The following is a 26986-nucleotide window of genomic DNA, read 5'->3' as shown; positions in this document are numbered from 1 at the left end:
ACGGGCACCGCGCCTCGTACACCGTATAAGGAGTCTCCATGACGGCCTCGGCCACGCCAACGGCCACCGGCGGCCACCCCCAGCGCTGGCTGATCCTCGGCGTCATCTGTCTCGCCCAGCTCACCGTCCTCCTCGACAACACCGTCCTCAGCGTCGCCATCCCCTCGCTGACCACGGAGCTGCACGCCTCCACCAGCGACATCCAGTGGATGATCAACGCCTACTCGCTCGTCCAGTCCGGACTGCTCCTCACGGCCGGCAACGCGGCCGACCGCTACGGCCGCAAGAAGCTGCTCGCCGTCGGCCTCGCGCTCTTCGGCCTCGGCTCGCTCGCCGCCGGCCTGGCCGGCTCCACCGCGCAGCTGATCGCCGCCCGCGCCGGGATGGGCGTCGGCGGGGCGCTCCTGATGACCACCACGCTCGCGGTCGTCATGCAGATCTTCGACGACTCCGAGCGGGTGAAGGCGATCGCGCTCTGGGCCACCGTCAGCTCGCTCGGCTTCGCCGCCGGACCGCTGATCGGCGGCGTGATCCTCGAGCACTTCTGGTGGGGGATGATCTTCCTGATCAACATCCCGGTGGCCGTGATCGGCCTGGTCGCCGTCCTCAAGCTGGTCCCCGAGTCGAAGAACCCGCAGGGCGACCGCCCCGACCTCATGGGCGCCCTGCTCTCCACGGTCGGCATGACCGCCGCCGTGTACGCGATCATCACCGGCCCGGAGCACGGCTGGACCTCCGGCGAGGTGCTGCTCCCGGCCGCGATCGGCGTCGTGGTGCTCGCCGCGTTCGCGCTGTGGGAGCTGCGGACCCCGTACCCGATGCTCGACATGCACTTCTTCCGCAACCAGAAGTTCGTGGGCGCGGTCGCCGGAGCCATCCTGGTGATGTTCGGGATGGGCGGCTCGATGTTCCTGCTCACCCAGCACCTCCAGTTCGTGCTCGGGTACGAGCCCCTGGAGGCCGGGCTGCGGATGGCTCCGCTGGCGCTGACCGTGGTCCTGCTCAACCTGACCGGGGTGGGCCCGCGGATCGTGATGAAGCTCGGCACCCCGCTCACCGTGACGGTCGGCATGACGCTGGTCGCGGCCGGTCTCGCCTCGATCGCGCTGGTCGGCGGCGGCACGGACGGCACCTACGGGGGCATGCTGCTCGGCCTGGTCCTGATGGGCACCGGGCTCGCGGTCTCCAACCCGGCGATGGCCAACGCGATCATGAGCGCGATCCCGCCGGAGAAGGCGGGGGTGGGCGCGGGCGTCAACGGCACCCTCGCCGAGTTCGGCAACGGCCTGGGCGTCGCGGTCCTCGGCGCCGTCCTCAACGCCCGCTTCGCCGCCCTCGTCACCGTCACCGCGGCCTCGCTGCCGGCGGCCCTGGCGGCGGCCGGCGACGACGCCGAGCGGGCGCGGATCTCCGACGCCTTCGCCTCCGGGCTCCAGACCAGCCAGCTGGTCGGCGCGGTCTCCGTCCTCGCCGGCGGTCTGCTCGCCGCCCTCCTGCTGAAGCGGGCGGAGCGGGCGGAGCAGTCCGCGGCCCCCGAGGCCGTCATCGCTGCCTAGCATGGTGCCGACGCATGGTCACGACCGCTGACGCACGGAGGAACCGGATGGTCAAGGCTGCGGACCGGGCCAAGAACCCGGCGGGCTCCAGCGTCTGGCTGGAGCAGCGGGCCCCCCGCAGCGGCGGTGGCCCCGCCGGACTCGACCGGGACCGGATCGTGGCCGCCTCGGTCCGGATGCTCGACCGGGACGGGCTGGGCGGGTTCTCGATGCGCCGGCTCGCGGCCGAGCTCGGGGTCACCGCGATGTCCCTGTACTGGTACGTGGACACCAAGGACGACATCATCGAGTACGCGATCGACACCGTGTACCGGGAGATCGACCTGGACGCGGTCGACGCCGGCGCCGACTGGCGGGAGCGGATCCGGACGCTCGCCCTGGACTACCGCAGGATGCTGGTCCGCCACCCGTGGATGTCGCCGTGCGCGGGCCAGTACCTGAACATCGGGCCGTGCGCGATCGCCGTCGGCTCCCGGATCCAGGAGGCGATCCGGGGGACCGGGCTGCCGCTGTCCGGGCAGCCGGGCGCGATGTCGGCCGTCTTCCAGTTCGTGTACGGCTACGGGACGATCGAGTCGCAGTTCGAGCGGCGGGCGGCCGAGGCGGGGATGTCGCAGGACGACTTCTACACCGGCTCCGTCGCCGCCTTCCGCGACGACCCGCAGTTCCGCGAGGCGCTGGAGCCGATGACGGACATCCTCGACGAGCGGGCCTCGCACGGCAGCGTCACCGACATCTGGGAGCGGGACTTCGCCTACGCCCTGGACATCCTGGTCGCCGGCATCGAGGCGATGGTGGCCCGGGAGTCCGCCGGAACGTGACGGAGCGGCGGGCCGTCCCCTGCCCGCCGCTCCACCGTTGCCCGGCCGCGCCTCCGCTCGAAGCGCGGCCGGGAGCTTTCTCCGCGCGTCCCTACTTCTCGTCCGCCGTGGTCGTGCTGCTCTTCAGCGCGACCTCCTTGATGAAGAGCGTCACCAGGAAGGCGAGCAGGGCGAAGGGCGCCGAGTAGAGGAAGACGTCGCCGACGCCGTGCCCGTACGCGCTCTCCATGACGGTGCGGATCGGGGCGGGCAGCTTGTCCATGTCGGGGATGCCGCCGCCGGTGGCCTGGCCCATCGCCTGCGCGGCCTTCGGGCCGAGCTCGGTCATGCCCTCCTTGACGTAGTCGGTGACCCGGTGGGCCATGACCGCGCCGAGCGCCGAGACGCCGATCGCGCCGCCGAGGGAGCGGAAGAAGGTGACGACCGAGGAGGCGGCGCCGAGGTCGGCGGGGTCGACCTGGTTCTGGGTGCAGAGCACCAGGTTCTGCATCATCATGCCGAGGCCGAGGCCGAGGACCGCCATGAAGACCGCGATGTGCCAGTACGTCGTGTCGTAGCGGATCGTGCCGAGCATCCCGAGGCCGCCCGTGGCCAGGGCGCCGCCGCTGACCAGCCACGCCTTCCACCGGCCGGTCTTGGTGATGATCATGCCGGAGGCCGTCGAGGAGACGAAGAGGCCGGCGATCATCGGGATGGTGAGGACGCCGGACATCGTCGGCGACTCGTTGCGGGCCAGCTGGAAGTACTGGCTGAAGAAGACCGTGCCGGCGAACATCGCGACGCCGACGAAGAGCGAGGCGAGCGAGGCGAGGGTGATGGTCCGGTTGCGGAAGAGGCGCAGCGGGATGATCGGCTCGGAGGCGCGGGACTCGACGAGCACGAAGAGCGCGCCGAGCAGGACCGAGCCGGCCAGCATGACGCCGGTCTGCCAGGACATCCAGTCGTACTTGTCACCGGCGAAGGTGACCCAGATGAGCAGCAGGGAGACGGCGGCGCTGATGAAGAAGGCGCCGGCCCAGTCGACCTTGACCTCGCGCTTCACGACCGGGAGCTTGAGGGTCTTCTGGAGGACGACCAGGGCGATGATCGCGAACGGCACGCCGACGTAGAAGCACCAGCGCCAGCCGAGCCACTCGGTGTCGGTGATGACGCCGCCGAGCAGCGGACCGCCGACGGTGGCGACGGCGAAGACCGCGCCGAGGTAGCCGCTGTAGCGGCCGCGCTCGCGGGGGGCGATCATCGCGGCGAGGATGATCTGGGAGAGGGCGGTGAGACCGCCGACGCCGATGCCCTGGACCACGCGGCAGGCGATGAGCATGCCGGTGGACTGGGAGAGGCCGGCGACGATCGAGCCCGCGACGTAGATGGTCAGGGCTATCTGGATGAGCAGCTTCTTGGAGAAGAGGTCGGCCAGCTTGCCCCAGAGCGGGGTGGTGGCGGTCATCGCGAGCAGGGTCGCGGTGACGACCCAGGTGTAGGCGGACTGGCCGCCCTCCAGGTCGGTGATGATCTGGGGGAGGGCGTTGGAGACGATCGTCGAGGACAGGATGGCGACGAACATGCCGAGCAGCAGCCCGGAGAGCGCCTCCATGATCTGACGGTGCGTCATCGGAGCTGCGGTGTCTCCGGGTCCGGCCGGGGCGCCCCGCACACCGGTGTCGGGTGTGGTCGTAGCCATGAAGTTCCTCTGTTTTCCAGCGTGTTCAAGCGTGTGCACGCGCTGCCGGCGTGGTCAGGCGTGGGTGGCCCGGCAGTCTCCGAAGGAGTCGCGGAGGCGGGCGAGCAGGGTGGTGAGCAGTGCGACGTCGTCGTCGGACCACTCGGTCAGGTGGCGTGCGAAGGCCTCGGTCACCCGGCGGTCGAGCTCCGCGAGCATCGCGAGGCCCCCGGGGGTCAGCCGCAGGATGCGGGAGCGGCCGTCGTCGGGGTCGGGCAGTCGCTCGACCCAGCCGTGGGAGACGGTGTGCGTCACGTGGCGGCTGCACACCGACATGTCCACGGCCATGAGCTCGGCGAGCCGGCTGATCCGCATGTCGCCGTGGTGCTTCAGCAGGGCGAGCACGGCGGCGGAGCCGCCCTGGCACTCCCCGGGCAGGACGCGGGCGATGCCGCGCTTCACGGCCCCGAAGGCGCTGATGGCGCGGGCGAGGTCCTCGTAGCGGTTCCGCGTCTCCATGGCGCGCCCCCTGCCCGTGTCGATCGTGTGGGTCATCCCGGTCCAACTTGTTGCTTAGGGCAACCATAGAGATGGATGGTTGCTCCAGGCAAACTAAATCGGTCAAACGGCGCTAAAGAATCGGCAAAGCGGAGGTGCGGCGGCCCCCCGGAGGAGGCGGGGTGCCGGGGCTTGGGCCCTTCACCCCGCTTTCGCTAGGGTCCTGGCCCATGGCACACAACCCGCAAGCACCGTACGGCCAGGGCGCCCAGGGCCCCGAGGGATACGACCCCGCCGGCAGCACCCAGATGTTCCGCGCCTTCGTCGACGAGGGCACCCCCCAGCACCAGCACCAGAACCAGCCGCAGCAGGTCGCGGCCGTCCAGGGCGGCCCGCGCGTCGGCGTGATCGCCGGTGTCGTCGCCGCGATCGTCATCGTGGCGGGCGTCGTCTGGCTCGCCCTCGCCTGACCCGCTCCACCCCCGCCCCGCGCGGACCCGTGCGACCCGTTCTCCCCCGCTCGATCCCGTTCGACCCCGCTCGACCCCGTTCGACGAAGGAGGGGCCGGTTCCGTACCCGTACGGAACCGGCCCCTCCTTCGCCGTCCCCGTTCCTCCCCTACTCCTCCCCGGCGCCGTCCAGGGCCGGGGCCAGCAGCGCGAAGGCCCGCGAGACGAGCGCGAGCGGATCGGGCTCCCCGGCGCCGTCGCTCCACCGGTGCAGCACCGTGTCGAAGGCGGCCAGCGCCATGCCCGCCGCCAGCGGCGGGTAGATCCCGGCCGGGTCGCGCCCGAGCCGGGAGGCCAGCTCCCCGGCCAGCTCCTCGCGCCACCCGGCCTGGTGCTCCAGGAAGCGGGCGAGCAGCGCGGGGGACCGCAGGACCAGCCGGACCACGGGCAGGGTGCGCTCGGCGTGGTCGCCGCAGGCGGCGAGGGGGACGGAGACGGCGTGCAGCAGGGCGGCCGAGGGCGGTTCGGCGGCGGGCCGGGCGGCGAGCTCCGCCCGCGTGTCGGCGCCCATCCCGGCCAGGAACTGGACGACCACGTCCTCCTTGGAGGCGAAGTAGCGGAAGAAGGTCCGCTTGGAGACGCCGGCGGCGGTCGCGATCTCGTCGACCGTGACGGCCTCGAAGCCCTTGTGCGCGAAGAGCTGGAGCGCCGTCTCGGTCAGCTCGGTCGCGACGAGCTGCCGCTTGCGCTGGGCGAGGGTCGAGGGGCGGGGGCCGGATGCGGTGCTCACCCGTCGATGCCAGCGCGGGAACGCGACCCCCGTGCCGTGGACAGCATCATGCGTCATGCTTGGCATCGAGTGACACGAGGGGCAGCCTGTGCCGCACGAGTCGTACGCGCACCCGGCACTGGACCGCCGACGCCATCCCCGACCTCGGCGGCCGCGTCCACGTCGTCCCCGGGGCCACCGGTGGCCCCGGCCTCGCCACCACCCGCGCCCTCGCCCTGCGGGGCGGCCGGGTGGTCCTCGCCGTGCGGGACGAGGAGAGGGGCCGCCGGGCCGTCGCCGGCCTCACCGGCCCGCCGCTCGACCGGCTCCCGGACGACGGCCGGGTGGTGACGGTCAGCTCGCCGGTGCACCGGCAGGGCAGGCTCCGCCTCGGCGATCCCGCGGGCGAGCGGGGGTACGCCCCGACGGCCTTCTCCAACGGCTCGAAGCCGGCCAACGCGGTCTTCGGGCACGAACTGCACCGCCGCCTCACCGCCGCCGGCCGCCCGGTCCGCAGCGTCCTCGCCCACCCCGGCTATACACCGCGACCGCCCTGCGGACCGAGGACGTCACCGGCCTCGCCCGCTTCTTCTACGGCCGGATCGGCAATCCGCTCCTCGCCCAGCGTCCGGAGCGCGGCGCCCTGCCGCAGCTGTACGCGGCGACGGCGCCGGAGGCGGGCGGCGGCGACTTCATCGGCCCGGACGGACCCGGTGGGCTCCGGGGCTTCCCGACCCGCGTGAAGCCCTCGGCGGCGGCGGCCGACCCGGAGGCGGGCCGCCGCCTCTGGGACCTCTCCGAGGAGCTGACCGGGGTCCGGTACGGGCTCACCGCCAGCTAGCGGTCACCTCGCGGGTGTCGACGCGCATGCCGAGCGGCACCCGCCAGGAGTCGACGCAGACCGTGTACGTCCGCGTCCGGGAGGCCCCGGCGGCGATCGGGGCCGGCAGCGGCTGGGTGGTGGCGACCGTGCCCCAGTCGACGCCGAGCGCGCCGATGACGTGGGTGGCGAAGGTGGCCGTGCCGGCGGCGACGGGGGAGCCGCCGGTGTTCCGGAAGGTCACCGTGACCTGCTCGCACCAGCGCCGGTCGGCGTCGGCGGTGACCGGCGCGGAGACGGTGAGCGCGGCGGGGCGGGGCGGGGGCGCGTCGGTCGTCGGCCGGGGCGAGGGGGTGGTGGGTGCCGGAGCGGGGGCGGAGGTGCGGGGCGGGGCCGTGGTCGCGCCGGAGGGCGAGCCGCCGGGCGACGAACCGCCGGAGCCGCCGGGCGGCGCCCCCGGCCCCGTACCGCCGCCGGAACCGCCGGCCTGCCCCGTACCGCCTCCGGAACCGGAGCCGGCGGGGCCCGGGCCGGACTCCGCGCCGGTGCCCGGCTCCGTACCGGCACCCGGTGCCGAACCCGTGCCCCCGTCCGGCGACGGCGTGGGGCCGGGCGGGGACGGCGGGGAGGGCGGGGGAGGGGAGGAGGTGCTGGAGGTGGTGCCGCTCGCCGTGGGGCTGTCCAGCGGAACCAGGGTGACGGCGCCCGAGGGGCCGACCGCGCGGCCGGGCGAGGGCCCGGCGCCGACCGCCGCGAACCCCTCGCCGTCTCCTCCGCCTCCGCACGCGGTGAGCGCTCCGCCGAGGCAGAGCGCCACCGCCACGAGTACCGGCTGCTTCCTGCGCCTCATGCCCCCCAGTGTGACTGACGGATCGTCAGCAAGGGGGGGAATCGGCGAACTCAGTCCGCGATCAGGCCCTCGCGGAGCTGGGAGAGCGTGCGGGTGAGCAGGCGCGAGACGTGCATCTGGGAGATGCCGACCTCCTCGCCGATCTGCGACTGGGTCATGTTGGCGAAGAAGCGCAGCATGATGATCTGCCGCTCGCGGGGCGGGAGTTTGGCGAGCAGCGGCTTCAGCGACTCGCGGTACTCGACGCCCTCCAGGGCCGCGTCCTCGTAGCCGAGGCGGTCCGCGAGGGAGCCCTCGCCGCCGTCGTCCTCCGGGGAGGGCGAGTCGAGGGAGGAGGCCGTGTACGCGTTGCCCACCGCGAGGCCGTCGACGACGTCCTCCTCCGACACCCCGAGCACGGCGGCGAGTTCGGGGACGGTCGGCGAGCGGTCGAGCTTCTGCGCGAGCTCGTCGCTGGCCTTGGTGAGGGCGAGGCGCAGCTCCTGGAGCCGGCGCGGCACCCGCACCGACCACGAGGTGTCGCGGAAGAAGCGCTTGATCTCGCCGACGACCGTCGGCATCGCGAACGTCGGGAACTCCACGCCCCGTTCGCAGTCGAAGCGGTCGATCGCCTTGATCAGGCCGATGGTGCCGACCTGGACGATGTCCTCCATCGGCTCGTTGCGCGAGCGGAAGCGGGCCGCCGCGTACCGCACGAGCGGGAGGTTCAGCTCGATGAGGGTGTCGCGGACGTAGGTCCGCTCCGGGCTGTCCGCCGCGGCGCCCTCGGTGTCGAGGGCGCGCAGCCGCAGGAACAGGGAGCGCGAGAGGGTGCGGGTGTCGAGGGCTTCCGGGGCGACGGTCGGCGCCGGGGCCGGGAGCACGCCGCTCTCGGCCGCGGTCGTCGCCGTCGTCTGCGTGGGTACGGGCTCGGGCGCGAGGACCGGAACGGGCGTGAGCGTGAGCACCTTCGAGCTGCCCTGATCTGCGGACATGCCACCCCCTAGAGGTCGCGGACGGTCGCGGTGGGCCGCGACCATCGGAGGAACGCAGCTTCCACCTGAATACCGGCCGTGGGGCTGCGGCAAACGCGTCCCCAGCAGAATGTCACATGTCGGCAACACGCTGTAGTGACTTGTCGACAAGGGGTGGGCGCATATCCGCAGGAAACAAGGGGTGTACGGCAATTGGGGCGTCGTGGAACTGCTCCGAACCGGTCTACCCGTTCCGGTCATGCCTCGATTCTGTTTGCGGATCTCAAGCGGGCGAAGCTCCGGGCGAGGAGCCTTGACACGTGCATCTGCGAGACCCCGAGCTCCTGGCTGATCTGGGACTGCGTCAGATTGCTGTAGTAGCGCAGCATCAGGATCCGCTGCTCCCGCTCGGGCAGCTGGACGAGCAGGTGCCGGACCAGGTCGCGGTGCTCGACCCCGGCGAGCGCCGGGTCCTCGTAGCCGAGCCGGTCGAGGAGCCCGGGCAGCCCGTCGCCCTCCTGCGCCGCCTCCAGGGAGGTGGCGTGGTACGAGCGTCCGGCCTCGATGCAGGCGAGCACCTCGTCCTCGCCGATCCGCAGCCGCTCCGCGATCTCGGCGGTGGTGGGGGAGCGCCCGTGGGCCGTCGTCAGGTCCTCGGTGGCGCCGTTCACCTGCACCCACAGCTCGTGCAGCCGGCGCGGCACGTGCACGGTGCGGACGTTGTCGCGGAAGTACCGCTTGATCTCGCCGACCACGGTCGGCATGGCGAAGGTCGGGAACTGCACGCCCCGCTCCGGGTCGAAGCGGTCGATCGCGTTGATCAGGCCGATCGTCCCGACCTGGACGACGTCCTCCATCGGCTCGTTGCGCGAGCGGAAGCGGGCCGCCGCGTACCGCACGAGCGGCAGGTTGGCCTCGATGAGCGCCCCGCGCACCCGGTCGTGCTCGGGGGTGCCCGGATCCAGGTTCTTGAGCTGTCCGAAGAGCACCTGGGTGAGCGCCCGGGTGTCGGCGCCGCGGCTGCTCCGGTCCCGGGGGCGCGGGGTGTCCGCTGCTCCACCCGCCTCGTGCTGGGGCGGGACCTGAGGCGCTGTACTGGCCGGCACGTTCACGCCACCCCTTTGGCTGGTGTAGCTGGTCGACTGGGTCAACTGCGGTCAAACGGTCAACTCATCCATCAAAAGCGGTCATAGCATCACAAGACATGTCCACTGTGTGCAAGCACCGCATACGTACGTGTTGAGGGCATGGTGGACGAAAAAGGGGAGGCCAGAAGCGCTGGGGGCGGCAACGCGCGAGACCCCCCGCCCGGACGGCGGGGGGTCTCGCGGAGAACGGGGGGCGAGCGGCCTAGGGCCTGTCTGACCATGGGCGTCGGATCAGGCCGGGTCGTTCGGTGCGTGCGATCGGCGTGCGGCCGGGGCGCCCTCGGTCGGGGTCTCCCCCGCTCGAGCGAAGCCGAGAGCTCGGGGAAGGAGCTACTCGGGCGTTTCGGCCGTGCGGCATGGGGGCACCTCCCGTGCCCGAAGGGCTACGGGGGAGCGCGTGCCGGGCGGGCCGGACCCGACGGGAATGGTCAGACAGGCCCTAGAAGGGGTAGTCCGCGATCACCCAGGTGGAGAACTCGCGCCACTGCGCCACACCGGCCTGGTGCGCCGGGTGGTCGAGGTAGCGCTGGAGCGCCTCCGGGTCCTCGACGGCCGAGTTGATGGCGAAGTCGTACGCGATCGGCCGGTCCGACACGTTCCAGTCGCACTCCCAGAACCGCAGCTCGGGGATCTGCCCGCCGAGCGCGCGGAACGCCTCGACGCCGGCGGCCACGCGCGGCTCGTCGCGCTCGACGCCCTCGTTGAGCTTGAAGAGGACCAGATGGCGGATCACGGAGGGCTCCTAGTTGATGAGTTCGGTCATGAACTCTCCGACACCCTTGGCGGCGCTGGAAAGGCCCTCGAAGCCTATCTGGACCAGCTCGGCGGAGCGGTCCGGGGACGTGATGATCGCGTACAGCACGAAGACCCCGAACGTGTAGACCGCGATTTTCCTCGCCTGGGACATCCGTCCTCCCCCTCCCGGCGCCGGGCCCCGCCTCGGCGGTGGCCCACTCTAACCGAGCCTTTATGGACCAAGGGCCCGGGCTTCGGGGTCTTTCGCCGCCCCCCGGACGGGTGACGGGGGAGCAGGATGGAGGGCGAGCCCGGCGGATCTGGCAGGAATCCGCGGGGCGCATGGAACCGGCCCGCACTGCGGGGTCCGCGCCGCGAGCTTCCCCCTGACTGCGGCGCAGGACTTGCCGGACCGGTTCTCATCGGGGGGAGCGGCTTGTCCCCCCGATGCCGCTCCCCCCGTCCTCCTCGTTCTCCCGCCCCGTCTCCCCCTCCCCTCCCCGTTCCGCCGGTACGGCTGCGCCCGTACCGGCTGCGCCCGTACCCCGTGCCGGGTCTTCCCGGCGGCCGGCCGGACACGGCCCCGGAGGCGTCCTGGGAGGGCGGGAACCCCGCTGGAAGGCGGCCCTCCCGGGGGCTCGGAACGCCCCTGGAACGCAGAACGCCCCTCCGACCAGTTGCCTGGTCGGAGGGGCGTCTTCAGCGGTAGCGGAGGGATTTGAACCCTCGGTGAGTTTCCCCACACTCGCTTTCGAGGCGAGCTCCTTCGGCCGCTCGGACACGCTACCGAGAGAGAGCTTAGCCCAAAGTCGCCCAGCCATGAAATCCGTATCCGCCGGGGGCGGCTCCGCAGGTCAGCGGGTGCGGAAGAAGGCGGTGAGCTGTTCGGCGCACTCCTCGCCGAGGACGCCGCGGACGACCTCGGGACGGTGGTTGAGCCTGCGGTCGCGGACCAGGTCCCAGAGGGAGCCCGCGGCGCCCGCCTTCTCGTCGTCGGCGCCGTAGACGACCCGCTCGACCCGGGACTGGACCAGCGCGCCCGCGCACATCACGCAGGGCTCCAGGGTCACCACGAGCGTGCAGCCGGTCAGCCGCCACTCGCCGGTGGCCGCGGCGGCCCGGCGCAGCGCCAGGACCTCCGCGTGGGCGGTCGGATCGCCGGTCGCCTCCCGCTCGTTGCGACCGAGGGAGAGGACCTCGCCGGAGGGGGAGAGGACGACCGCGCCGACCGGTACGTCACCGGCCGGCACGGCCGCCGAGGCCTCGGCGAGGGCGAGGCGCATGGCGTCCCGCCAGGAGTCCGGCACGGGGCCGGGCACTGCGGACGGCACTAGCGGACGGCCTCCAGGATGTCGGAGGCGCCGATGGCGTCGGCGATCTCCCCGAGGGCGTCCTCGGTCACGGCGAGCAGCTCCCGCTCGGACAGGCCGAGGTCGGCGAGGATCCGGCCGTCGCCGAGCGGACCGGCCGGCGCGATGCCGGCGCTGCCCGCGGAGGCGTCCTCGTCCTCGTCGGGCGCGTGCTCCGGCTCACCGTCCTCGGTGCCGTCCAGGGCGGTGAGCCTGTCGAGTTCGTCGAGCTCGCTGTCCGGGTCGTCGTCGCCGAGCAGTTCCGAGGTGAGGATCTCCCCGTACGAGGAGCGGGCCGCGGCCGCCGCGTGGGAGACGTAGACCCGGGGGTCGTCCTCTCCGTCGACGCGGACGACGCCGAACCACGCGTCCTCCTGCTCGATGAAGACGAGGACGGTCTCCCCTTCGTCGGCCGCCGCCTCACGGGCCAGATCGGCCAGGTCCGCCAGCGTCTCCACGTCGTCGAGCTCCGTATCGCTCGCTTCCCACCCGTCTTCGGTGCGCGCGAGCAGTGCGGCGAAGTACACCTGACTCTCCCACTGATCAGAGGTGTGATGATCCGGCGGCGCGCTCCTGAGCCCCGCCCAATCGGCATCGTGACAGAAACGACGGCCTCAGGAGAGGTCTTCGGCTCTTGCGTCGTGCATCAGTCTGAACCACACCGCGTTCGGGTGGGCGTGCGACCCCGGCGCGCGGCGGGGTCGCGTCTCCCCGCCCCACGGGCCCTCACCACCGGAAGGTGCGCATGCGCATGGCCTGTCTCATGCGGGCCGCCCGGGCGCGCCGCGGCTGCACGCGGTCGCGCAGCGCCTTGGCCTCGCCGAGCTCGCGGAGGAACTGCGCGCGGCGTCTGCGGCGCTCCGCGTCGGTCTCCGGCTGTGTCTCCGGCGTCCGGGGCTCCGTGCCGCCCCGGACCAGGCCGGATGTGTTCTTCGGGTCGGGCATCGGCCACACCACCCCATCACTGGGTCCCTGTGCTCCCACCTTGCCGCAGCGGCGTGGGTCGGTGCCAGTGCGCGGCGGGCTACTGTTGAGTCATGCGTCTCCACGTCGTCGATCACCCGCTGGTCGCCCACAAGCTCACCACCCTGCGCGACAAGCGCACGGACTCCCCGACCTTCCGCCGGCTCGCCGACGAGCTGGTCACGCTGCTCGCCTACGAGGCGACCCGGGACGTGCGGACCGAGCAGGTCGACATCGAGACCCCCGTCACGCCGACGACCGGCGTGAAGCTGTCGTACCCGCGTCCGCTGGTCGTCCCGATCCTGCGCGCCGGGCTCGGGATGCTGGACGGCATGGTGCGGCTGCTCCCGACGGCCGAGGTCGGCTTCCTGGGCATGATCCGGAACGAGGAGACGCTGGAGGCGTCGACCTACGCCACCCGGATGCCGGAGGACCTCTCGGGCCGCCAGGTGTACGTGCTCGACCCGATGCTGGCGACCGGCGGCACGCTGGTCGCGGCGATCCAGGAGCTGATCCGGCGCGGCGCGGACGACGTGACGGCCGTGGTGCTGCTGGCCGCCCCGGAGGGCGTCGCGGTCATGGAGCGCGAGCTCGCGGACACGCCGGTGACGGTCGTGACCGCCTCGGTCGACGAGCGGCTCAACGAGGCCGGCTACATCGTCCCGGGCCTCGGCGACGCCGGCGACCGCATGTACGGCGCCGCCGAGTAGTCCCCGCTCAGCAGCGGGTCGGCGCGGGCCTGGGCTTGTTGAGGGCCACCAGCGCCGCGTCCGCCGTCGCCTTGGGCGACAGGTTCTTGAAGGCAGTACCGATGATCAGGTCGACGTCCGCCGTGGTGCGGGCGTCGACCTTCGTCGTGGTGCCCGCGAGCTGGGTGCCGAGGACGGCGAAGGTGCCCTTGGCGGCGCCCGGGGCGCCGAGCAGCAGGCCGGAGCCCGTGACCTTCTTGTCGTAGGCGGCGGGCGCGTTGCCGATCTTGCCGATGGCGAAGCCGCGCTTCTTCAGCTCGTCGGCGGTGGCCTTGGCGAGTCCGCTGCGCGGGGTCGCGTTGTAGACGTTCACCGTGACCTGGGCGGGCTTGGGCAGGCCCGCGGCCGCCGAGGCGCTGGGCGTGGGCGCGGGCTTGCAGTCGGCCTGCCTGCCGGCGACGGTCTTCCGCGTCTCGTCGTCGCCGGAGAACACGTCGACGAGCTGGAGCGTGCCCCAGCCGGCCGCGCCGAGCACGGCCACTGCGGCGGCGGAGGCGAGGACGATCCTGCGCCGACGGTGGGGGCGGCGCATGCGCGGGTAGACATCCCCCGTGATGCGGTACTTTCCGCCCATGCCGGGGGGAGTGAGCATGCTCATGGGCGCAGCGTAATGCCGCCCGTGCGGGATGCCTACTTGATGATCATGTGATCAGGGGCCGGATGGGCGTGAACTGCCCCCGAAAGGATCAGCCCGACCCGTCGTCCCGACGGGATCAGCCGAGGTCCAGCACGCGCGCGTGGAGCACCTGGCGCTGCTGGAGCGCGGCGCGGACGGCGCGGTGCAGCCCGTCCTCGAGGTACAGGTCGCCCTGCCACTTCACGACGTGCGCGAAGAGGTCGCCGTAGAAGGTGGAGTCCTCGGCGAGCAGGGTCTCCAGGTCCAGCTGGCCCTTGGTGGTGACCAGCTGGTCGAGGCGGACCGGGCGCGGGGCGACGTCCGCCCACTGCCGGGTGCTTTCCCGGCCGTGGTCGGGATACGGCCTGCCGTTTCCGATGCGCTTGAAGATCACACGGAAAGCCTACCGGGCGAGCGGCTCCCGGCGCAGCCACGCGGCACCGACGGGATGCTGGTGCAGACCGTGACACAGCCGACATGTGGGGTGCCGTCATGGGCGAGGCGGGGCAGCCGCCGCCGGCCCCGGAGCCCGCGGACGCCCCCGCGTCCCCCGCCGGAGCCCGCCACCGCCCCGGCCGGCGGCCTCCCCGCGCCGGTCGCCGCCGGGTACGCCTTCCGGCGCCCCGCGCTCGACCTGGGCGCCGCGGCACGGCGTCTGCCGCCCGGACGCGCCGGTGCGGATCCCGCTCGCGGTCCCCGGCCGCCGCGGCCTCGTCGCCGGCACCACCGGCACCGGCACCACCGGCACCGGCACCGGCGCCGGCGCCGGCAAGACCAGGGCCCTCCAGGGGAAGCCGCCGGGAAGGGAGCGAGGGCCCCTCGGGAGGAGCCCTCGCTCGTCGAGCAGGTCGTCGGCAGCGGGACGTCCGGGTCCCCCGACCGGTCGGTCGGCACCCGGCCGGGCCGGGAGATCAGCCGTCCGGTCTCCGGGAGGGCCCGCCGCGGGCGCCGGCCGCCCGCTGCTTACTCGGTGACCTCGTGGTGGTCGTCGTGCAGGCCGCCGCCGCTGCCCGCGTCGCCCGTGGTCGGCACGGAGACGACCGGCTTGCGCAGCGAGGAGATGTCGTGGGCGTAGGTGCCGACGGCGTTGGCGATGACGTCGATGTTGGCGTCGAAGGCCTCGCGGTTGACGTTGGTGATGTCGTCGCCCGCGGCGTGGTAGTTCACGTCGTAGGCGACGCCGGCCTCACCGCCGAACTTGGCCGCCTGCTCGGGGGTCTTGATGCCCTCGGCGCCGGTGAAGGTGCCGCCGGAGGGGATGCCGACCTCGATGAACGGGCCGTAGTCGGAGCGGCCGGTGAAGTCGGTGCCCTCGTGCGGGAGGCCCTGCTTGTCCATGAAGTCGGTGATGTCGCGCTCCAGCTGGGCGGAGCCCTCGGGGCCCGCGCCGGCGCCGGTGGCGTCCGAGTCGTCGCCGTCGTACACGAACAGGCCGTAGTTCGGCGAGGCGATCATGTCGAAGTTCAGGTAGAGCTTGATCTCCTTCTTGTCGAGCTCCGTCAGGTTGGCGACGTAGTGCTCGGAGCCGAGGAGGCCGTTCTCCTCCGCGGACCACCAGGCGAAGCGGACCTTGTTGCGGACCTTGTCCTTCGACTTGGCGAGCTCCAGGGCGGTCTGGAGGAGACCCGCGGAGCCGGAGCCGTTGTCGTTGATGCCGGGGCCGGCGGTGACGGAGTCGAGGTGCGAGCCCAGCATCACGGTGTTGGCGGCGTTGCCGCCCTTCGTCTCCGCGATGACGTTGTTGGTGGAGCGGTTCTCGTTGAGCTGGCGGACCTCGAAGGAGAGGTTCACCGCGCCCTTGGCGAGGTCGGCGGCGAGCTGCTCGCCCTCGGCCTGGGAGAGGCCGGCGGTCGGGATCCTGCCGGCGTCGGCGGCGCCGAGGGTGCCGGAGAGCAGGCCCGCGGTGTTGTTGTAGACGATCGCGCCGACGGCACCGGCCGCGGCGGCGTTCTCCTGCTTGGCCGCGAAGGTGCAGCCGCCGCGCTTGATCAGGGCGATCTTGCCGGTGAAGGTGCCGGAGGCGAAGTCGCCCGGCTCGCAGCCGGTGGTGCCGTCGGCGTCGACCGGGACGGCGGCCAGCGCGGCGGTGATGCCGCCGACCGGGGTGGACTTGGTGTAGGTCATCGCCCGGACGTCGAGCGCGCGGGGCGCGGAGCCGAGGACGGAGGCCTTCTCGGCGAGGGTCTCGGTGTAGACGAAGGTGAACTTCTCGTACGAGACGTTGTAGCCGGCCTTCTTCAGCTGCGTGTACACGTACGCGGCCGAGGCGTCGTGGCCGAGCGAGCCGGCGGCGCGGTGACCGCCGGCCGACTCGGCTATCGCCTGGAACTTCTGCAGGTGCTTGAAGGCGTCCTGCCCGGTGGTCTCCCGGACCAGCTTCTTCGCCAGCTTCGCGGCGTCCCTGGCGGGCGCGGCGGCGGGGTCCTTGACGGCGGTGGCCGGAGAAGCGAGGACCAGGGGGGTGGCGAGGGCCGCCGCGGCGAGGATGGCCGCGGCGCGACGCTGCGATGCGTTCACAGAAGTCCTTCCCGATGGGGACGAGGTTGAGGGGAAGTTAGCCACCGCGAGGGCTTCCTGTGAACACGTACGGCGCAATTCATGTCAGCTTGAACAGGATTGACATCTGGAATTCTCAATTCGCGGATGATTTGCTGCCCTTGGCGGCTTTCGCCGCTTTGCCGGCCGCCTCCGCCCCCTGCGCGGGGGCGCGGACCCCGGCGGCCGGTTCCGGCCGGGTGGTGCCGGCGGCCGGGCGGGCGCCCGCCGGGGGGCGCGCCGGAGCCGGGCCGCCGGGCGGGGCGGATCCCGGGGCTCATGCTTCCGATGATCCCGCCGCGGGGCCCTGCGCGCCCGGTGGGCCGGGCCGTCCGCGCGACCCCTCAGGCGTCCGCGAAGCGCTCCAGGGCGGCGACGACCAGGCGCCGGGTCTCCTCGCCGCCGAGGTGCCCGGCCCCCTCCACCACGTGCAGCTCGGCCTCCGGCCAGGCCCGGGCGAGCTCCCAGGCGGTGGTGAGCGGCCCGCCCAGGTCGAGCCGCCCGTGGACCAGCACCCCGGGGATGCCGGCGAGCCGGTGGGCGTCCCTGATCAGGGCGCCCTCCTCCAGGAAGGCGCCGTGCGCGAAGTAGTGCGAGCAGATCCGGACGAAGCCGAGCCGGGCGTCGTCGACCCGGTCGGTGTACGGGGTCCCCATGCCCTCCATCGACAGGACGGCGTCCTCCCAGGCGCACCAGTCGGCCGCCGCCCGCTCCCGCACGGCCCGGTCGGGGTGGTTCATCAGGGCCGCGTAGGTCGCCACCGGGTCCTCCGCGTGGTCGGCGCCTGCCCGGAACCGCTCGTGCGCCTCGGGGAAGAAGCGGCCGACGCCCCCGTACAGCCAGGCCGTCTCGGAGCGGCGGGTGGTGGTGACGGCCGCGAGCACGATCGCCGAGACCCGCTCGGGGTGCGCCTCGGCGTAGGCGAGGGCCAGCGTCGACCCCCAGGAGCCGCCGTACAGCAGCCAGCGGTCGATCCCCAGGTGGACGCGGAGCCGCTCCATGTCGGCGACCAGGTGGGCGGTGGTGTTCACGGAGAGGTCGGCGGCGGGGTCGCTCGCGTGCGGCAGGGAGCGCCCGCAGCCGCGCTGGTCGAACTGGACGACCCGGTACTTCTCCGGGTCGAAGAGCCGGGGCGCGGTCGGCGAGGACCCGGAGCCCGGCCCGCCGTGCACGACGAGCGCGGGTCTGCCCTCCGGGTTGCCGTGGAGGGCGTAGTGGACGCGGTTGCCGTCCCCGACGTCGAGCAGGCCGGTGGCGTACGGAGGAGGGGTCTCGGAGCGCATCCGCCCGACGCTACGCGGTGCCGGTGATCCTGGTCTCCGGGTTTTCGCACCAGCGCAGCACGGCGGGCCAGGGCCCGAACCCGTCGGCGGGGCTGAGGTGGGCGCCGCCCGGGACGAGGTCGGTGTCGAGGCCGAGCGGGGTGCCGTAGACCTCCCCGGCGCCCTCGGGGCAGTACGGGTCCCCGTCCCCGTGCACGAGCCGGGCCCTCACGCCCTCCTCGGCGAGGTCGAGACCGTCGGCGAAGGCGGCGATCCCGGGGATGCCGGCGGTGACGCCGGGGGAGGGCGGGGCGACGAGCAGCACCCGGTCGGCCTCGGGACGGCGGTCGCCCGCCCGCAGCCAGAGCAGCACGGAGAGGCTGTGCGCGAGGACCACGAACTCGCCCTCGGCCGGGCGCTCGCCGTGCTTCTCCAGGGCCGCCAGCCAGTCGTCGAGGACGGGCGCGTCCGGCTCGGGCAGCTGCGGGTAGCGGACCTCGTGGCCGCGGGCGCGCAGCTCGCCGGCGAGCCAGTGCTGCCAGTGCCCGGCGGGCCGGTGGTTCTGGAAGCCGTGCAGGACGAGGAAGGTCTTCGGTGCGGTCATGGCCCGATCGTCCGGCGCGGGCGGAGCCGCGGTCCAGGGCGTTCCGAGGAGCGGACGGCCCCCGGCTCCCGGCGGCCCGGTCACCGGGCGCGGTGCCGCGGTCCCCGTCGTGCCCGCCGGGCCGGGGCCGGTCGTGCCCGCCGGGCCCGGCAGGTCAGGCGGGCCGGGGCCGGTCGCGGAGCGCGAGCAGCTCCCGCACCCCCGCCTTGACCCGCTCGGCGGGGAGCGCCTGCTCCACCGAGAGGTGGTGCATCAGGTCCGGGGAGAACGGCGCGAGCAGGAGGTGGGCGAGGAGGGCGGGGTCGGCGTCGGGCCGGAGCCGGGAGACCAGCATCGCCACGTGCGTGTGCATGACCTGGTAGGCGCCGCTGTGGTAGCGGGCGCGGGGCGCGGCGGAGTGCGCGGCGAGCAGGAGGGCGCGCTGCTCGGCGACCCGGTCGACGAGCGCGTCGAGGAAGGCGTCGAGCCGCTCGTCGGCGGGGGCGCCCGGGCCGAGCGGCGGCGGGCCGCTCATGTACGCCTCCTGGAACTGGCGCTCGCGGTCGTCGAGGAGCGCCCAGAGCAGCTGCGACACGTCGCCGAAGCGGCGGTAGACGGTGCCGACGCCGATGCCGCTGGCGTGGGCGACCTGGTTCATGGTGACCGCGTCGGGGCCCTTCTCGGCGACGATCCGGGCGGCGGCGTCGAGGATCCGGCGCCGGTTGCGGGCGGCGTCGGCGCGCTCGGGGGCGGGGGCCGCGGCGCCGCCGGGCGTGCTCGGGAGCAGGGTGAGCAGCGGCGCGGACCCGTCGTCGGTCCCCGGTGTCCTCGTGCTCATCGGCCCGTCCCTGCCCTTCGTCGCGCCCCCGTCGTCGTGGTCCCGTCCTCCGAGCATACCTGCCCTCCTTGCAATCCGGATTGCTATCCGATTACGCTCGGAGGAGCCAACCGGAAAACGATCCGCTTGAGGGCGGTCCGCAGCGAGGAGCCCGTCATGTCCGTGAAGGTCGCCGTCGTCTACTACTCGTCCACCGGTGCCGTGCACCAGCTCGCGCAGGCCGTCGCCGAGGGCGCCGGGAAGGCCGGCGCCGAGGTGCGCCTGCGCCGCGTGCCCGAGCTGGCCCCGGACGCCGCGATCGACGCCAACCCGGCCTGGCGCGCCCACGTCGACGCCACCTCCGGCATCGACCTCGCCACCCTCGACGACCTGGAGTGGGCGGACGCCTACGCCCTGGGCTCGCCGACCCGCTTCGGGAACGTCGCGGCCCAGCTCAAGCAGTTCGTCGACACCACCGGCGGCCTGTGGCAGCGCGGGGTGATGGCGGACAAGCCCGCCACCGCCTTCACCAGCGCCCACAACCTCCACGGCGGCAACGAGTCCACCCTGCTCGCCCTCTACAACACCTTCCACCACTGGGGCTCGGTCATCGTCTCGCCCGGCTTCACCGACCCCGCCGTCTACGCGGCCGGCGGCAACCCCTACGGCACCGCGCACCCCGCCGCCAACGGCGCCCCCGGCGAGGACGTCCTGGCCGCCGCCCGCTACCAGGGCACCCGCCTCACCACGATCGCCAAGCGCCTGAAGGGCCTCGCGGTCGACTGACCCCCCCCGAACGCACAGAGCCCCCGGTGGAAGGACCCTCCACCGGGGGCACGCGCCTTCCCGCACCGCCACGCCCGGGCCGTCACCGGGACCCGTTCGGGCCCTCGCGTGCCGGCCCTCCGCGGGTCCGCTCAGGCCAGCGACAGGAACAGCTTCTCCAGCCGGGCCCGCATCCTGTCCGGGTCCTCGCCGTCCCGCTTCCCGTTCTCCATCTCCGTCAGGCACTGCTGGAGCCCGGTCGCGATGATCGCGAACCCGGCCCGGTCCAGCGCCCGCGAGGCCGCGGCCAGCTGGGTCACGACCTCCTCGCAGTCGCGCCCCTCCTCGATCATCCGGATCACGCCGGAGATCTGGCCCTGCGCCCGGCGCAGCCGGTTCAGCACGGCCTTGAGCTCCGCGCCCGCGAGATCGAGTTCCACGACCACTCCTCCAGCAGATACCCCACGGGGCACTCCGACCCCCACGGCGGGGATCCCTCGGGTTCAAGGATGACACCCGCCCGAATGATTCCCGCCCCTGCCGGACCACGGCCCCGCCCCGGCCGGAGAACGCCGTTCGCCCTCCCGTCCCGGCCCCGGGAGCGCCGTCCCCGCGCCGTCCGTTCAGTCCCGGGACGGGCCCGTCCCGTCGATCCGGCGGATCACCACCGGGCGGGCCGGCGCGCCCGCCGGCCGGGGGCGGCGGGCCACGCGGGCGGCGACCTCGGTCACGCGCTCCGGGGTCGCGCACCCCAGGACCCCGTAGCCGGCCGGGACCTCCTTGGTCTCCGCGTACGGACCGTCCTCACGACCGGGCGCCCCTCCGCGTCCACCGGCACCAGCCGGGTCTCGCCCGGGTCGGCCGCGCCCTGGCCGTCCGGCATCTCGCCGCTCTCCAGCGGCTCCTTGCCGAGTCCGTTCGTGAAGTCGGACATCGCCGTCGGGGACTCCTCGTCCCAGGCCGGGCTCTGCGCCGAGCCGCGCCCGGACACCGCCTCGCAGCCGGCGTGCGAGCCCTCCGCCCTCACCAGGCACTTCATGGGGGTCCTCCGATCGTCCCGGGGGTCTCTTCACGGCCCTTCCGGAGGAGCGTCGGAACCGGATCCCGGAGCTCGACACCGCGCGGACGGAATCACGAAATCCACCCCTGATCACCCGAACGCCCCATGATGTCCGCTGTGAACCCCTTCACCTTCTCCGCCGCTTTCATCACGTTCTTCTCGGTGGTCGGCCCGCCGAAGGTGCTCCTCGCCTTCGGCGGGCTCGCACAGGCGCACCCGATCCGCCAGCTGCGGACCATCGCCCTCATCTCCTCCGGAGCGGCGGTCCTCGTCGGCCTCGTCGCGGGCATCACCGCCCCCTGGCTGCTCGACGTCTTCCACATCAGCACCCCCGCGCTCCAGCTCGCGGGCGGCGTCATCTTCTTCATCTACGCCGTCGGGCTCGTCCTCGGCCTGCACCTCGGCACCGACGGCACGCCCACGGACGCCCCCGACACCGTCAGCGGCCTGCGCGAACTCCTCATGCCGTACGTGGTCAGCCCGCTCGCCATGACCGCGGTGCTCATCGAGGCGGCCGCCCGCGAAGGGGTGGGCTGGCGGTCGACCGTGGTCGGCGCGTACGTGGCGGTCATCGCCCTCGACCTCGTCTGCGTCCTCGTACTCGCCCCGCTCCTCCGCCGCACCCACCACGCCACCGTCGAACTCTTCGGCCGGCTCCTCGGCCTGCTGCTCGCCGCGGTCGGCGTCGACCTCTTCCTCGACGGCCTCTCGGAGCTGGGCGTCCCGGGCCTGGACCGCCACTAGGCGGTGCCGCCGGCCCCGCCCCGCCCTCCGCCGGGCGTCGGGAGCCGGACGCGGCCCGCCCTCCGCCGGGCGTCAGGAGCCGGACGCTGCCCGCTCGCCCGGTGGCCGCCGCCGCAGACCCGGTTCGGCGAGGGACGGGGGCCGCCAGGCGCCGTCGGCCCGGTAGAGGTCGGTCCCGGGCGGCACGATCGCGTCGATCCGGTCGAGCACCTCGTCGGAGAGCACGAGCGGGGCGCCCTTCAGCAGACCGTCCAGCTGCTCCATGGTCCGCGGCCCCAGGATCACCGAGGTCACCGCCGGGTGCGCGGCCGCGAAGGCGACCGCCAGCTCCGGCAGCGAGCAGCCGGTCTCCTCGGCGAGCAGGGCCAGCTCCTCGACGGCGTCGAGCTTCGCCGCGTTCTCCGGCAGGGCCGGGTCGAAGCGGTGCGGGGTGATCGCCGCCCGCCCGCGCGAGAGGTCGACCGCCCGCCCCTTCCGGTACGCCCCCGACAGGTACCCGGAGGCGAGCGGCGCCCAGGTCAGCACGCCCATCCCGTACCGCTGCGCCACCGGCAGCACCGCCGTCTCCACCCCGCGCGCGAGCAGCGAGTACGGCGGCTGCTCGGTCCTGAACCGCCGCAGCCCGCGCCGCTCGGCGACGGCGTGCGCCTCGACGATCCGCTCGGCGGGGAAGGCCGAGCAGCCGAAGGCCCGGATCTTCCCCTGCGAGACGAGGTCGCCGAGGACGTCCAGGGTCTCCTCGACGTCGGTCCGGTGATCGGGCCGGTGCACCTGGTAGAGGTCGATCCGGTCCGTGCCGAGCCGCGCCAGACTGGCCTCCACCGCCCGCACGATCCACCGCCGCGACAGCCCGCCCCGCGCGGGCCCCTCCCCGCCGACGGGGAAGTACACCTTGGTGGCGAGTACGGTCTCGTCCCGGCGGCGCGGATCGCGCAGCGCCTTCCCGACGATCTCCTCGGACTCGCCCGCCGAGTACATGTCGGCGGTGTCGACGAAGTTGATCCCCCGGTCGAGCGCGGAGTGGATGATCCGCACGGAGTCCCGGTGGTCGGCGTTGCCGATCGACCCGAACATCATCGTGCCGAGGCAGTAGGTGCTGACTTCGATCCCGGTCCCGCCGAGTATCCGATAGCGCATGTGCCGCACCCTAGGCCTTCGACCGCCCTCGAAGGCAAGGTCCGCGCCCCGGCGCGTACCCCTGCCGGGGCGTTCCCGCCGGGCGCCCCGGCCTCTACCGCGCGCCCGCGTCGCCTGCGCCGCCCGCGTCGCCCGCGTCGCCTGCGTCGCCCGTGTCGCCTGCGTCGCCCGCGCCCGGGGAGCTCCCGCCGCCCGCGCCGACGACGTCCCGCAGGAATGCCGCCACCGCCCCGTACACCTCCTCCGGCCGTTCCAGGTGCACGTCGTGCCCGGCGCCCGGCAGGCAGATCCCGCGCAGCCCCGGCTGCCGCCGGGCCATCCCGTCCCACTGCTCGGCGCCGATGATGCCCTTCTCCCCGAGGAGGCAGAGGAGGGGCACGTCGATCGCGTCCCACTCCTCCCACCAGTCGCGGAGGGCGTTCTCGCGGAGGGAGTCGGCCAGCACCGAGGCGTCGAACCGTGGCCACCACCCGCCGTCCCGCTCCTCCAGCCCCGAGGCCCATCCCTCGCCGACGGGTCCGCCGCCGAGGAAGGAGACGGCCGCCTCCCGGCCGGGGAACGGCACCGGCCACCGCGCCAGCCATCCGGCGACCTCCGCCATCTCCTCGGGCGTGGACCCGGCGGGCCCGGCCTCGACGAGGACGGCCCCGGCGACCGCCGGATGCCGGCGGGCGGCGGCGAGCAGCGCGGCGAGCCCGCCGTACGACTGCCCGACGAGCGCCGCGGGCCCGCCGGCGCCGTACGCCTCCACGATCCCCAGCACGTCCTCCACGTGGGCCGCGCGGGAGACGTCCGCCGGCCGCCGCTCACTGGCCCCGTGTCCGCGCTGGTCGAGCGCGAGCACCCGGTACCCGTCGGCGGCCAGCCGCGCGGCGAGCCCGTCCCACTCCCCGCAGTGCCCGGCGAGCCCGTGCAGCAGCAGGACGAGGGGCCCGTCGCCGCCCCGGTCGCGCAGCGACAGGCCGACGCCGCCCCGCACGAACTCCCGAGTGACGTAGCTCACTTCCACTGTGGTCCCACCCCTGTCACATTCCGGCGCCGTGCTCCGTCAACCCCATGAAAGCAACGAACACCGCCCCGAAGAACACCCCAGCGATCCCCACCCGGAGGACCCCATGGACGCCCGTCTCGACCTCTTCGCCAGCCCGACCGCCGCCAAGGTCGTCAAGCACCTCGCCTCGGCCGGCTTCGGCATCCCGGACTCGGTCATCCCGCACAGCACCCAGGAACTGGTGAAGATCCGCGCGAGCCAGCTGAACGGCTGCGGCTTCTGCCTCGACATGCACACCAAGGACGCCGCCGCGGCCGGCGAGACCTCCCTCCGCCTGCACCTGGTCGCCGCCTGGCGCGAGAGCACCGTCTTCACGGAGGCGGAGCGCGCGGCCCTGGAGCTCACCGAGCAGGGCACCCGCCTCGCCGACCACCACACCGGCGTCACCGACGAGGCCTGGGAGAACGCCGCCCGGCACTACGACGCCGAGCAGCTCGCCGCCCTCGTCTCCCTGGTGGCCCTCATCAACGCCTTCAACCGCATCAACGTCATGAACCGCACGCCGGCCGGCGACTACGTCCCCGGCCAGTTCGCCTGAGGCCTACCGCGCGTCCTCGGCCCGGACGGCGGCCACGAGCGCGTTGGCGTGCCCGTGCCCGAGCCCGTACTCGCCCTTCAGCCAGCCGACCAGTTCCATGTGCTTGGTCAGCGGCGAGGAACGGATGATCCCGAACCACTCGGACACGGGCCGCCCGTACTTCTCCTCGATGGAGGGGAAGTAGCTGGCGGGACCCTTGGGGGTGGGGGACATGAGAACGACCTCCGAGGCGAGAGCGGACCGGCCCGAAGCGGACCGGAACGGAACGCAGGGAAGACCCCCGCCCCCGCCGAAACTCATCGCTCACCCCTCCACCCTCTCGATCCCGCCTCTCAATCCCGCCGGATGTGCTCGGGATCGACGTGCCGCCGCACCATCGGCAGCGACGCGACCGCGGCGACCCCCGTCACCGCCACCGCACTCCCCACCAGCAGCGGCAGCCCCTCCCAGTCCCAGTGCACGGCCCCGCCCCCGGTGATCAGATAGCTCGACTTGGCCAGCCACCCCGCCACGACGGCCCCACCGAGCCCCACCCCCAACGGCACCACCACCTGCACGACCTGCACCCCCCGCAACGTCCCCGCCCGGGCCCCCAACAACCCCAGCGCAGCCACCTGCCCCCGCCGCTCCAGCGCCCGATCAGCCGCAGAAACCACAAACGCCGCAACCCCCACCACCAACCCCAACACCATCCCGACCACCAGCAGGCTCCGTACGACGGTGAGCTGCGCCAGTGCCTCGACGGCGATCCCCACCGCTTCCACCTCGGCAGTGGGAGCCAACGCCCCGACTCCGTCAAGCACCCGCCGCACGGTCTCCGTATCGGCATCGGACACCAACGTCATGCTTCCCGCCTCGACGGAAAGGCCCCTGGGTGCCAGCGAAGGGGGCACGAGCAGACTGCCGGAGGAGAAGACCGAGATGTCGTAGGGGTGGGTGTCGACCCGGTCGGGCGGCACGGTGAGCGAGGTCTTCCGGCCGTCTTCCAACGTGAAGGGAAAACGCGTCCCGGGTGCAGGGTCGTTCCAGTAAGCCGCCCGGTCGTCGTGCAACTGCTGGATCCTGCCGTCCTGGCAGCCGGCGGTTCGTTCGGTCAGTGCTTTCAGCTGCGCACAGGTGGCGACGATCGCTGTCACGGTAGGCCTGATCTCATCGGAGAAGTCGTCCCAGGACTCGTACGCCACCACGTGGTCCCTGAGGCCCGGCACACGGGCCACCGCCGCGCGCTGCGCGGGGCTCAGGTTCTTCAGGCCGATCCGGTACTCCTGAAGCGGAGCAGTCCTCCGGCTCACCTGTTCCAGCTCGATGAGTACGCCCTGGGTGAGCGAGGCCCCGAACACCAGGAGCACGAGTCCGGTGGCCACCCGGAGGGAGGACCCCGGATCCACCTCGGTACGCCGCATCGCCAACGTCAGCGGAAGCGACTTGCTGACTGCGGCGAGGCGCCGCGCGAGCCAGGCGGTGACGGAGGGCAGTCCGAAGACGAGCCCCGCGCCGGTCAGCAGTACGGCGCAGGGGACGAGTGTGGAACTGGCGGACCCACCGGACGGGTCGTACCCCATCACGCTCATCGCGCAGTAGCCACTGATCACGCCCAACCCCGGAACCAGCAGCAGCGCACCGACCTTCCGCGGCGGCCTGCCTTCCGCCGTCCGACGCACCGCGATGGGCGAGAGCGCTGCCCGGCGGGCGCTGAACAGTCCGACGCCCCAGGCGAGCGCGGGACATCCGACCAGGCACATCGCCAGAGTCGACCACTCAGGCCGCCCGTCTGCCGGGTACCACCGCAACCCCGGGAGGCCGACCCGTGCCATGACCTCGTTGGCCCCGAGGTACCCGGCGAGTCCGAGCACCGCCCCGAGACCCGCCGCCGCGACGGTCTCCGCTGCGTTGACCCGCACCGTGCCTTTGATGCTGAGACCTATCAACCGCAGCGCTGCCAGCCGTCGTGCACGCGATTCGCCGGACAGACGCGCGCAGACGGACAGGAAGATGACAAGCGGAAGCAGGACGACGCAGGCCAGGGTGAACCGCAGGATGTCGAGCGTCGAGGGCTCGACGACGGGATGCCAGGGGTGATCGATGCCGAAACTTCCCAACGGCATGGCATCGGGAATCCGGTCCGGGGTGGTGCCGATGTAGGCGTAGAGATCGTCAGGGCCACCGAGCCCCTCGGGGGCGATCACATCGATGACGCGCCCCGGGACGAGGCCTCGTGCCCCGGCGCTGGTCGCCATGATCCGGCGGAGCTTCGGTGAGACGATCGCTTCACCGGCGGCCGGCAGTCGTTCGATGCCCGGAGGAAGCGGAACGGGCCCTGGTGCCTTTCGGGCCAGAAACGTGCGCTGCAACGGCTGCGAGCCGTATGGATCCAGCAACTCGTAGAACACGACGTTGCTGTGTTTGCCCGGCTCGATCTCCCGGGCCTGTGTTCTCGCGTCGTGGGCCGCGATGATCGTGGGAATGGTCATGACGGCGGCCAGGCAGGCCACACCGAGTGCGGATCCGGCTGTCATGAGCAGGAACCGGATACGCCCTCGGCGGCCACTGCCCCACAGAA

At 73.1% G+C, this 26986-nt stretch carries 29 protein-coding genes, 1 tRNA gene and 2 pseudogenes; 8 read left to right on the top strand and 24 right to left on the bottom strand.

The window, feature by feature from the left end; genetic code table 11:
- Window positions 1-38 precede the first annotated feature (38 nt).
- Window positions 39-1556: a DHA2 family efflux MFS transporter permease subunit gene (locus IE287_RS30865; protein WP_189852521.1), complete on the top strand. Its 1518-nt coding sequence runs from the start codon at window positions 39-41 to the stop codon at window positions 1554-1556.
- Between the two features lie 47 nt (window positions 1557-1603).
- Entirely contained in the window at window positions 1604-2377 is a 774-nt protein-coding gene (locus IE287_RS30860) for a TetR/AcrR family transcriptional regulator (RefSeq protein WP_189852539.1), read from the top strand.
- Window positions 2378-2489: 112 nt separating this feature from the next.
- Here IE287_RS30860 and IE287_RS30855 read toward each other — a convergent pair.
- Both IE287_RS30855 and IE287_RS30850 read right to left on the bottom strand, forming a co-directional pair.
- Window positions 2490-3986, bottom strand: a pseudogene (locus tag IE287_RS30855) (MDR family MFS transporter); the annotation flags it as partial.
- A gap of 123 nt (window positions 3987-4109) precedes the next feature.
- Window positions 4110-4553: a MarR family winged helix-turn-helix transcriptional regulator gene (locus IE287_RS30850; RefSeq protein ID WP_189852538.1), complete on the bottom strand. Its 444-nt coding sequence runs from the start codon at window positions 4551-4553 to the stop codon at window positions 4110-4112.
- A gap of 209 nt (window positions 4554-4762) precedes the next feature.
- Between IE287_RS30850 and IE287_RS30845 the strand changes: the two genes are divergently transcribed.
- Entirely contained in the window at window positions 4763-5002 is a 240-nt protein-coding gene (locus IE287_RS30845; RefSeq protein WP_189852519.1) for a hypothetical protein, read from the top strand.
- A 149-nt stretch (window positions 5003-5151) separates the two neighbouring features.
- Here the strand turns inward: IE287_RS30845 and IE287_RS30840 are convergent, their stop codons facing one another.
- Window positions 5152-5772 carry a TetR family transcriptional regulator gene (locus IE287_RS30840; RefSeq protein WP_229883831.1) on the bottom strand — a complete coding sequence of 207 codons (621 nt, stop codon included), beginning with the start codon at window positions 5770-5772 and terminating at the stop codon, window positions 5152-5154.
- A 59-nt stretch (window positions 5773-5831) separates the two neighbouring features.
- On the opposite strand from IE287_RS30840, the pseudogene IE287_RS30835 reads away from it, so the two are divergent.
- A pseudogene (locus IE287_RS30835) lies at window positions 5832-6592 on the top strand (SDR family NAD(P)-dependent oxidoreductase).
- On the opposite strand, the gene IE287_RS30830 reads toward IE287_RS30835, so the two are convergent.
- The 9 genes from IE287_RS30830 to IE287_RS30790 form a co-directional block, all read right to left on the bottom strand.
- A complete protein-coding gene (locus IE287_RS30830) occupies window positions 6579-7421 on the bottom strand; it encodes a hypothetical protein (RefSeq protein ID WP_229883830.1) in 843 nt (280 codons plus the stop codon). The pseudogene IE287_RS30835 and the gene IE287_RS30830 sit on opposite strands and share 14 nt — an antisense overlap.
- A gap of 50 nt (window positions 7422-7471) precedes the next feature.
- Window positions 7472-8395, bottom strand: a complete 924-nt coding sequence (locus IE287_RS30825) for an RNA polymerase sigma factor SigF (RefSeq protein WP_189852517.1) — start codon at window positions 8393-8395, stop codon at window positions 7472-7474.
- Between the two features lie 236 nt (window positions 8396-8631).
- Window positions 8632-9480 carry an RNA polymerase sigma factor SigF gene (locus IE287_RS30820; protein ID WP_189852516.1) on the bottom strand — a complete coding sequence of 283 codons (849 nt, stop codon included), beginning with the start codon at window positions 9478-9480 and terminating at the stop codon, window positions 8632-8634.
- A gap of 481 nt (window positions 9481-9961) precedes the next feature.
- A complete protein-coding gene (locus IE287_RS30815; RefSeq protein ID WP_189852515.1) occupies window positions 9962-10255 on the bottom strand; it encodes a Dabb family protein in 294 nt (97 codons plus the stop codon).
- Window positions 10256-10264: 9 nt separating this feature from the next.
- The gene (locus tag IE287_RS30810) at window positions 10265-10429 is read right to left on the bottom strand and encodes a hypothetical protein (RefSeq protein ID WP_189852514.1); all 165 of its coding nucleotides are present in this window, start codon (window positions 10427-10429) and stop codon (window positions 10265-10267) included.
- A gap of 531 nt (window positions 10430-10960) precedes the next feature.
- Window positions 10961-11045 (bottom strand) — tRNA-Ser (locus tag IE287_RS30805).
- 66 nt (window positions 11046-11111) lie between these two features.
- On the bottom strand, window positions 11112-11588 hold the full coding sequence (gene tadA, locus IE287_RS30800; protein WP_373307928.1) for a tRNA adenosine(34) deaminase TadA: 477 nt from the start codon (window positions 11586-11588) through the stop codon (window positions 11112-11114).
- Window positions 11588-12133 (bottom strand): tRNA adenosine deaminase-associated protein, encoded by a 546-nt coding sequence (locus tag IE287_RS30795; protein WP_189852513.1) that lies wholly within the window; start codon window positions 12131-12133, stop codon window positions 11588-11590. Before IE287_RS30795 ends, tadA begins: the two co-directional genes overlap by 1 nt.
- 199 nt (window positions 12134-12332) lie before the next feature.
- The gene (locus IE287_RS30790) at window positions 12333-12551 is read right to left on the bottom strand and encodes a hypothetical protein (protein ID WP_189852512.1); all 219 of its coding nucleotides are present in this window, start codon (window positions 12549-12551) and stop codon (window positions 12333-12335) included.
- A 92-nt stretch (window positions 12552-12643) separates the two neighbouring features.
- On the opposite strand from IE287_RS30790, the gene upp reads away from it, so the two are divergent.
- Window positions 12644-13279 (top strand): uracil phosphoribosyltransferase, encoded by a 636-nt coding sequence (gene upp, locus IE287_RS30785; RefSeq protein ID WP_189852511.1) that lies wholly within the window; start codon window positions 12644-12646, stop codon window positions 13277-13279.
- 7 nt (window positions 13280-13286) lie between these two features.
- On the opposite strand, the gene IE287_RS30780 is transcribed toward upp, so the two are convergent.
- The 6 genes from IE287_RS30780 to IE287_RS30755 form a co-directional block, all read right to left on the bottom strand.
- Complete coding sequence (locus IE287_RS30780; protein WP_189852510.1) at window positions 13287-13916, bottom strand: LytR C-terminal domain-containing protein; 630 nt, start codon at window positions 13914-13916, stop codon at window positions 13287-13289.
- A 115-nt stretch (window positions 13917-14031) separates the two neighbouring features.
- Window positions 14032-14328 carry a type II toxin-antitoxin system VapB family antitoxin gene (locus IE287_RS30775; RefSeq protein WP_096626547.1) on the bottom strand — a complete coding sequence of 99 codons (297 nt, stop codon included), beginning with the start codon at window positions 14326-14328 and terminating at the stop codon, window positions 14032-14034.
- A 569-nt stretch (window positions 14329-14897) separates the two neighbouring features.
- Entirely contained in the window at window positions 14898-16451 is a 1554-nt protein-coding gene (locus IE287_RS30770; RefSeq protein ID WP_189852509.1) for a M28 family metallopeptidase, read from the bottom strand.
- 362 nt (window positions 16452-16813) lie between these two features.
- Window positions 16814-17752, bottom strand: a complete 939-nt coding sequence (gene pip, locus IE287_RS30765) for a prolyl aminopeptidase (RefSeq protein WP_189852508.1) — start codon at window positions 17750-17752, stop codon at window positions 16814-16816.
- Between the two features lie 10 nt (window positions 17753-17762).
- Entirely contained in the window at window positions 17763-18335 is a 573-nt protein-coding gene (locus tag IE287_RS30760; protein ID WP_189852507.1) for an RBBP9/YdeN family alpha/beta hydrolase, read from the bottom strand.
- Window positions 18336-18489: 154 nt separating this feature from the next.
- On the bottom strand, window positions 18490-19152 hold the full coding sequence (locus tag IE287_RS30755) for a TetR/AcrR family transcriptional regulator (RefSeq protein WP_189852535.1): 663 nt from the start codon (window positions 19150-19152) through the stop codon (window positions 18490-18492).
- Between the two features lie 156 nt (window positions 19153-19308).
- Between IE287_RS30755 and wrbA the strand changes: the two genes are divergently transcribed.
- Window positions 19309-19917 (top strand): NAD(P)H:quinone oxidoreductase, encoded by a 609-nt coding sequence (gene wrbA, locus IE287_RS30750; protein WP_189852506.1) that lies wholly within the window; start codon window positions 19309-19311, stop codon window positions 19915-19917.
- A gap of 131 nt (window positions 19918-20048) precedes the next feature.
- On the opposite strand, the gene IE287_RS30745 is transcribed toward wrbA, so the two are convergent.
- Window positions 20049-20336 (bottom strand): metal-sensitive transcriptional regulator, encoded by a 288-nt coding sequence (locus IE287_RS30745; protein WP_189852505.1) that lies wholly within the window; start codon window positions 20334-20336, stop codon window positions 20049-20051.
- A gap of 287 nt (window positions 20337-20623) precedes the next feature.
- Entirely contained in the window at window positions 20624-20935 is a 312-nt protein-coding gene (locus IE287_RS30740) for a hypothetical protein (protein WP_308436896.1), read from the bottom strand.
- A 138-nt stretch (window positions 20936-21073) separates the two neighbouring features.
- Here IE287_RS30740 and IE287_RS30735 point away from each other — a divergent pair, with 138 nt between their 5' ends.
- On the top strand, window positions 21074-21700 hold the full coding sequence (locus IE287_RS30735; protein ID WP_189852504.1) for a MarC family protein: 627 nt from the start codon (window positions 21074-21076) through the stop codon (window positions 21698-21700).
- A gap of 72 nt (window positions 21701-21772) precedes the next feature.
- Here the strand turns inward: IE287_RS30735 and IE287_RS30730 are convergent, their stop codons facing one another.
- Window positions 21773-22837: an aldo/keto reductase gene (locus tag IE287_RS30730; RefSeq protein ID WP_189852503.1), complete on the bottom strand. Its 1065-nt coding sequence runs from the start codon at window positions 22835-22837 to the stop codon at window positions 21773-21775.
- Between the two features lie 94 nt (window positions 22838-22931).
- Window positions 22932-23840: an alpha/beta fold hydrolase gene (locus IE287_RS30725; RefSeq protein ID WP_229883828.1), complete on the bottom strand. Its 909-nt coding sequence runs from the start codon at window positions 23838-23840 to the stop codon at window positions 22932-22934.
- A 112-nt stretch (window positions 23841-23952) separates the two neighbouring features.
- On the opposite strand from IE287_RS30725, the gene IE287_RS30720 reads away from it, so the two are divergent.
- Entirely contained in the window at window positions 23953-24426 is a 474-nt protein-coding gene (locus IE287_RS30720; protein WP_189852502.1) for a carboxymuconolactone decarboxylase family protein, read from the top strand.
- Between the two features lie 3 nt (window positions 24427-24429).
- On the opposite strand, the gene IE287_RS30715 is transcribed toward IE287_RS30720, so the two are convergent.
- Together IE287_RS30715 and IE287_RS30710 are read right to left on the bottom strand one after the other, a co-directional pair.
- Window positions 24430-24639: a DUF4287 domain-containing protein gene (locus tag IE287_RS30715; protein ID WP_189852501.1), complete on the bottom strand. Its 210-nt coding sequence runs from the start codon at window positions 24637-24639 to the stop codon at window positions 24430-24432.
- A gap of 119 nt (window positions 24640-24758) precedes the next feature.
- On the bottom strand, window positions 24759-26942 hold the full coding sequence (locus tag IE287_RS30710; protein ID WP_229883827.1) for an ABC transporter permease: 2184 nt from the start codon (window positions 26940-26942) through the stop codon (window positions 24759-24761).
- Window positions 26943-26986 lie beyond the last annotated feature (44 nt).

Origin of the sequence: Streptomyces omiyaensis, assembly GCF_014650895.1 — a bacterium.
GTDB classification, from domain to species: Bacteria; Actinomycetota; Actinomycetes; order Streptomycetales; family Streptomycetaceae; genus Streptomyces; species Streptomyces omiyaensis.
The sequence above is the reverse complement of the archived record's forward strand: the minus strand, read 5'-3'. Positions and strand labels throughout refer to the sequence as shown.

Excerpts from the sequence above, each read along its gene's own strand:
- IE287_RS30780 (WP_189852510.1), bottom strand. The coding sequence starts at position 13,916 with ATGAGCATGCTCACTCCCCCCGGCATGGGCGGAAAGTACCGCATCACG.
- IE287_RS30860 (WP_189852539.1), top strand. The coding sequence starts at position 1,604 with ATGGTCAAGGCTGCGGACCGGGCCAAGAACCCGGCGGGCTCCAGCGTC.
- IE287_RS30810 (WP_189852514.1), bottom strand. The coding sequence starts at position 10,429 with ATGTCCCAGGCGAGGAAAATCGCGGTCTACACGTTCGGGGTCTTCGTG.
- IE287_RS30760 (WP_189852507.1), bottom strand. The coding sequence starts at position 18,335 with ATGACCGCACCGAAGACCTTCCTCGTCCTGCACGGCTTCCAGAACCAC.
- IE287_RS30865 (WP_189852521.1), top strand. The coding sequence starts at position 39 with ATGACGGCCTCGGCCACGCCAACGGCCACCGGCGGCCACCCCCAGCGC.
- IE287_RS30715 (WP_189852501.1), bottom strand. The coding sequence starts at position 24,639 with ATGTCCCCCACCCCCAAGGGTCCCGCCAGCTACTTCCCCTCCATCGAG.
- IE287_RS30740 (WP_308436896.1), bottom strand. The coding sequence starts at position 20,935 with ATGAAGTGCCTGGTGAGGGCGGAGGGCTCGCACGCCGGCTGCGAGGCG.
- IE287_RS30830 (WP_229883830.1), bottom strand. The coding sequence starts at position 7,421 with ATGAGGCGCAGGAAGCAGCCGGTACTCGTGGCGGTGGCGCTCTGCCTC.
- IE287_RS30790 (WP_189852512.1), bottom strand. The coding sequence starts at position 12,551 with ATGCCCGACCCGAAGAACACATCCGGCCTGGTCCGGGGCGGCACGGAG.
- IE287_RS30710 (WP_229883827.1), bottom strand. The coding sequence starts at position 26,942 with ATGACAGCCGGATCCGCACTCGGTGTGGCCTGCCTGGCCGCCGTCATG.
- IE287_RS30730 (WP_189852503.1), bottom strand. The coding sequence starts at position 22,837 with ATGCGCTATCGGATACTCGGCGGGACCGGGATCGAAGTCAGCACCTAC.
- pip (WP_189852508.1), bottom strand. The coding sequence starts at position 17,752 with ATGCGCTCCGAGACCCCTCCTCCGTACGCCACCGGCCTGCTCGACGTC.
- IE287_RS30850 (WP_189852538.1), bottom strand. The coding sequence starts at position 4,553 with ATGGAGACGCGGAACCGCTACGAGGACCTCGCCCGCGCCATCAGCGCC.
- wrbA (WP_189852506.1), top strand. The coding sequence starts at position 19,309 with ATGTCCGTGAAGGTCGCCGTCGTCTACTACTCGTCCACCGGTGCCGTG.
- IE287_RS30720 (WP_189852502.1), top strand. The coding sequence starts at position 23,953 with ATGGACGCCCGTCTCGACCTCTTCGCCAGCCCGACCGCCGCCAAGGTC.
- IE287_RS30825 (WP_189852517.1), bottom strand. The coding sequence starts at position 8,395 with ATGTCCGCAGATCAGGGCAGCTCGAAGGTGCTCACGCTCACGCCCGTT.
- upp (WP_189852511.1), top strand. The coding sequence starts at position 12,644 with ATGCGTCTCCACGTCGTCGATCACCCGCTGGTCGCCCACAAGCTCACC.
- IE287_RS30755 (WP_189852535.1), bottom strand. The coding sequence starts at position 19,152 with ATGAGCACGAGGACACCGGGGACCGACGACGGGTCCGCGCCGCTGCTC.
- IE287_RS30845 (WP_189852519.1), top strand. The coding sequence starts at position 4,763 with ATGGCACACAACCCGCAAGCACCGTACGGCCAGGGCGCCCAGGGCCCC.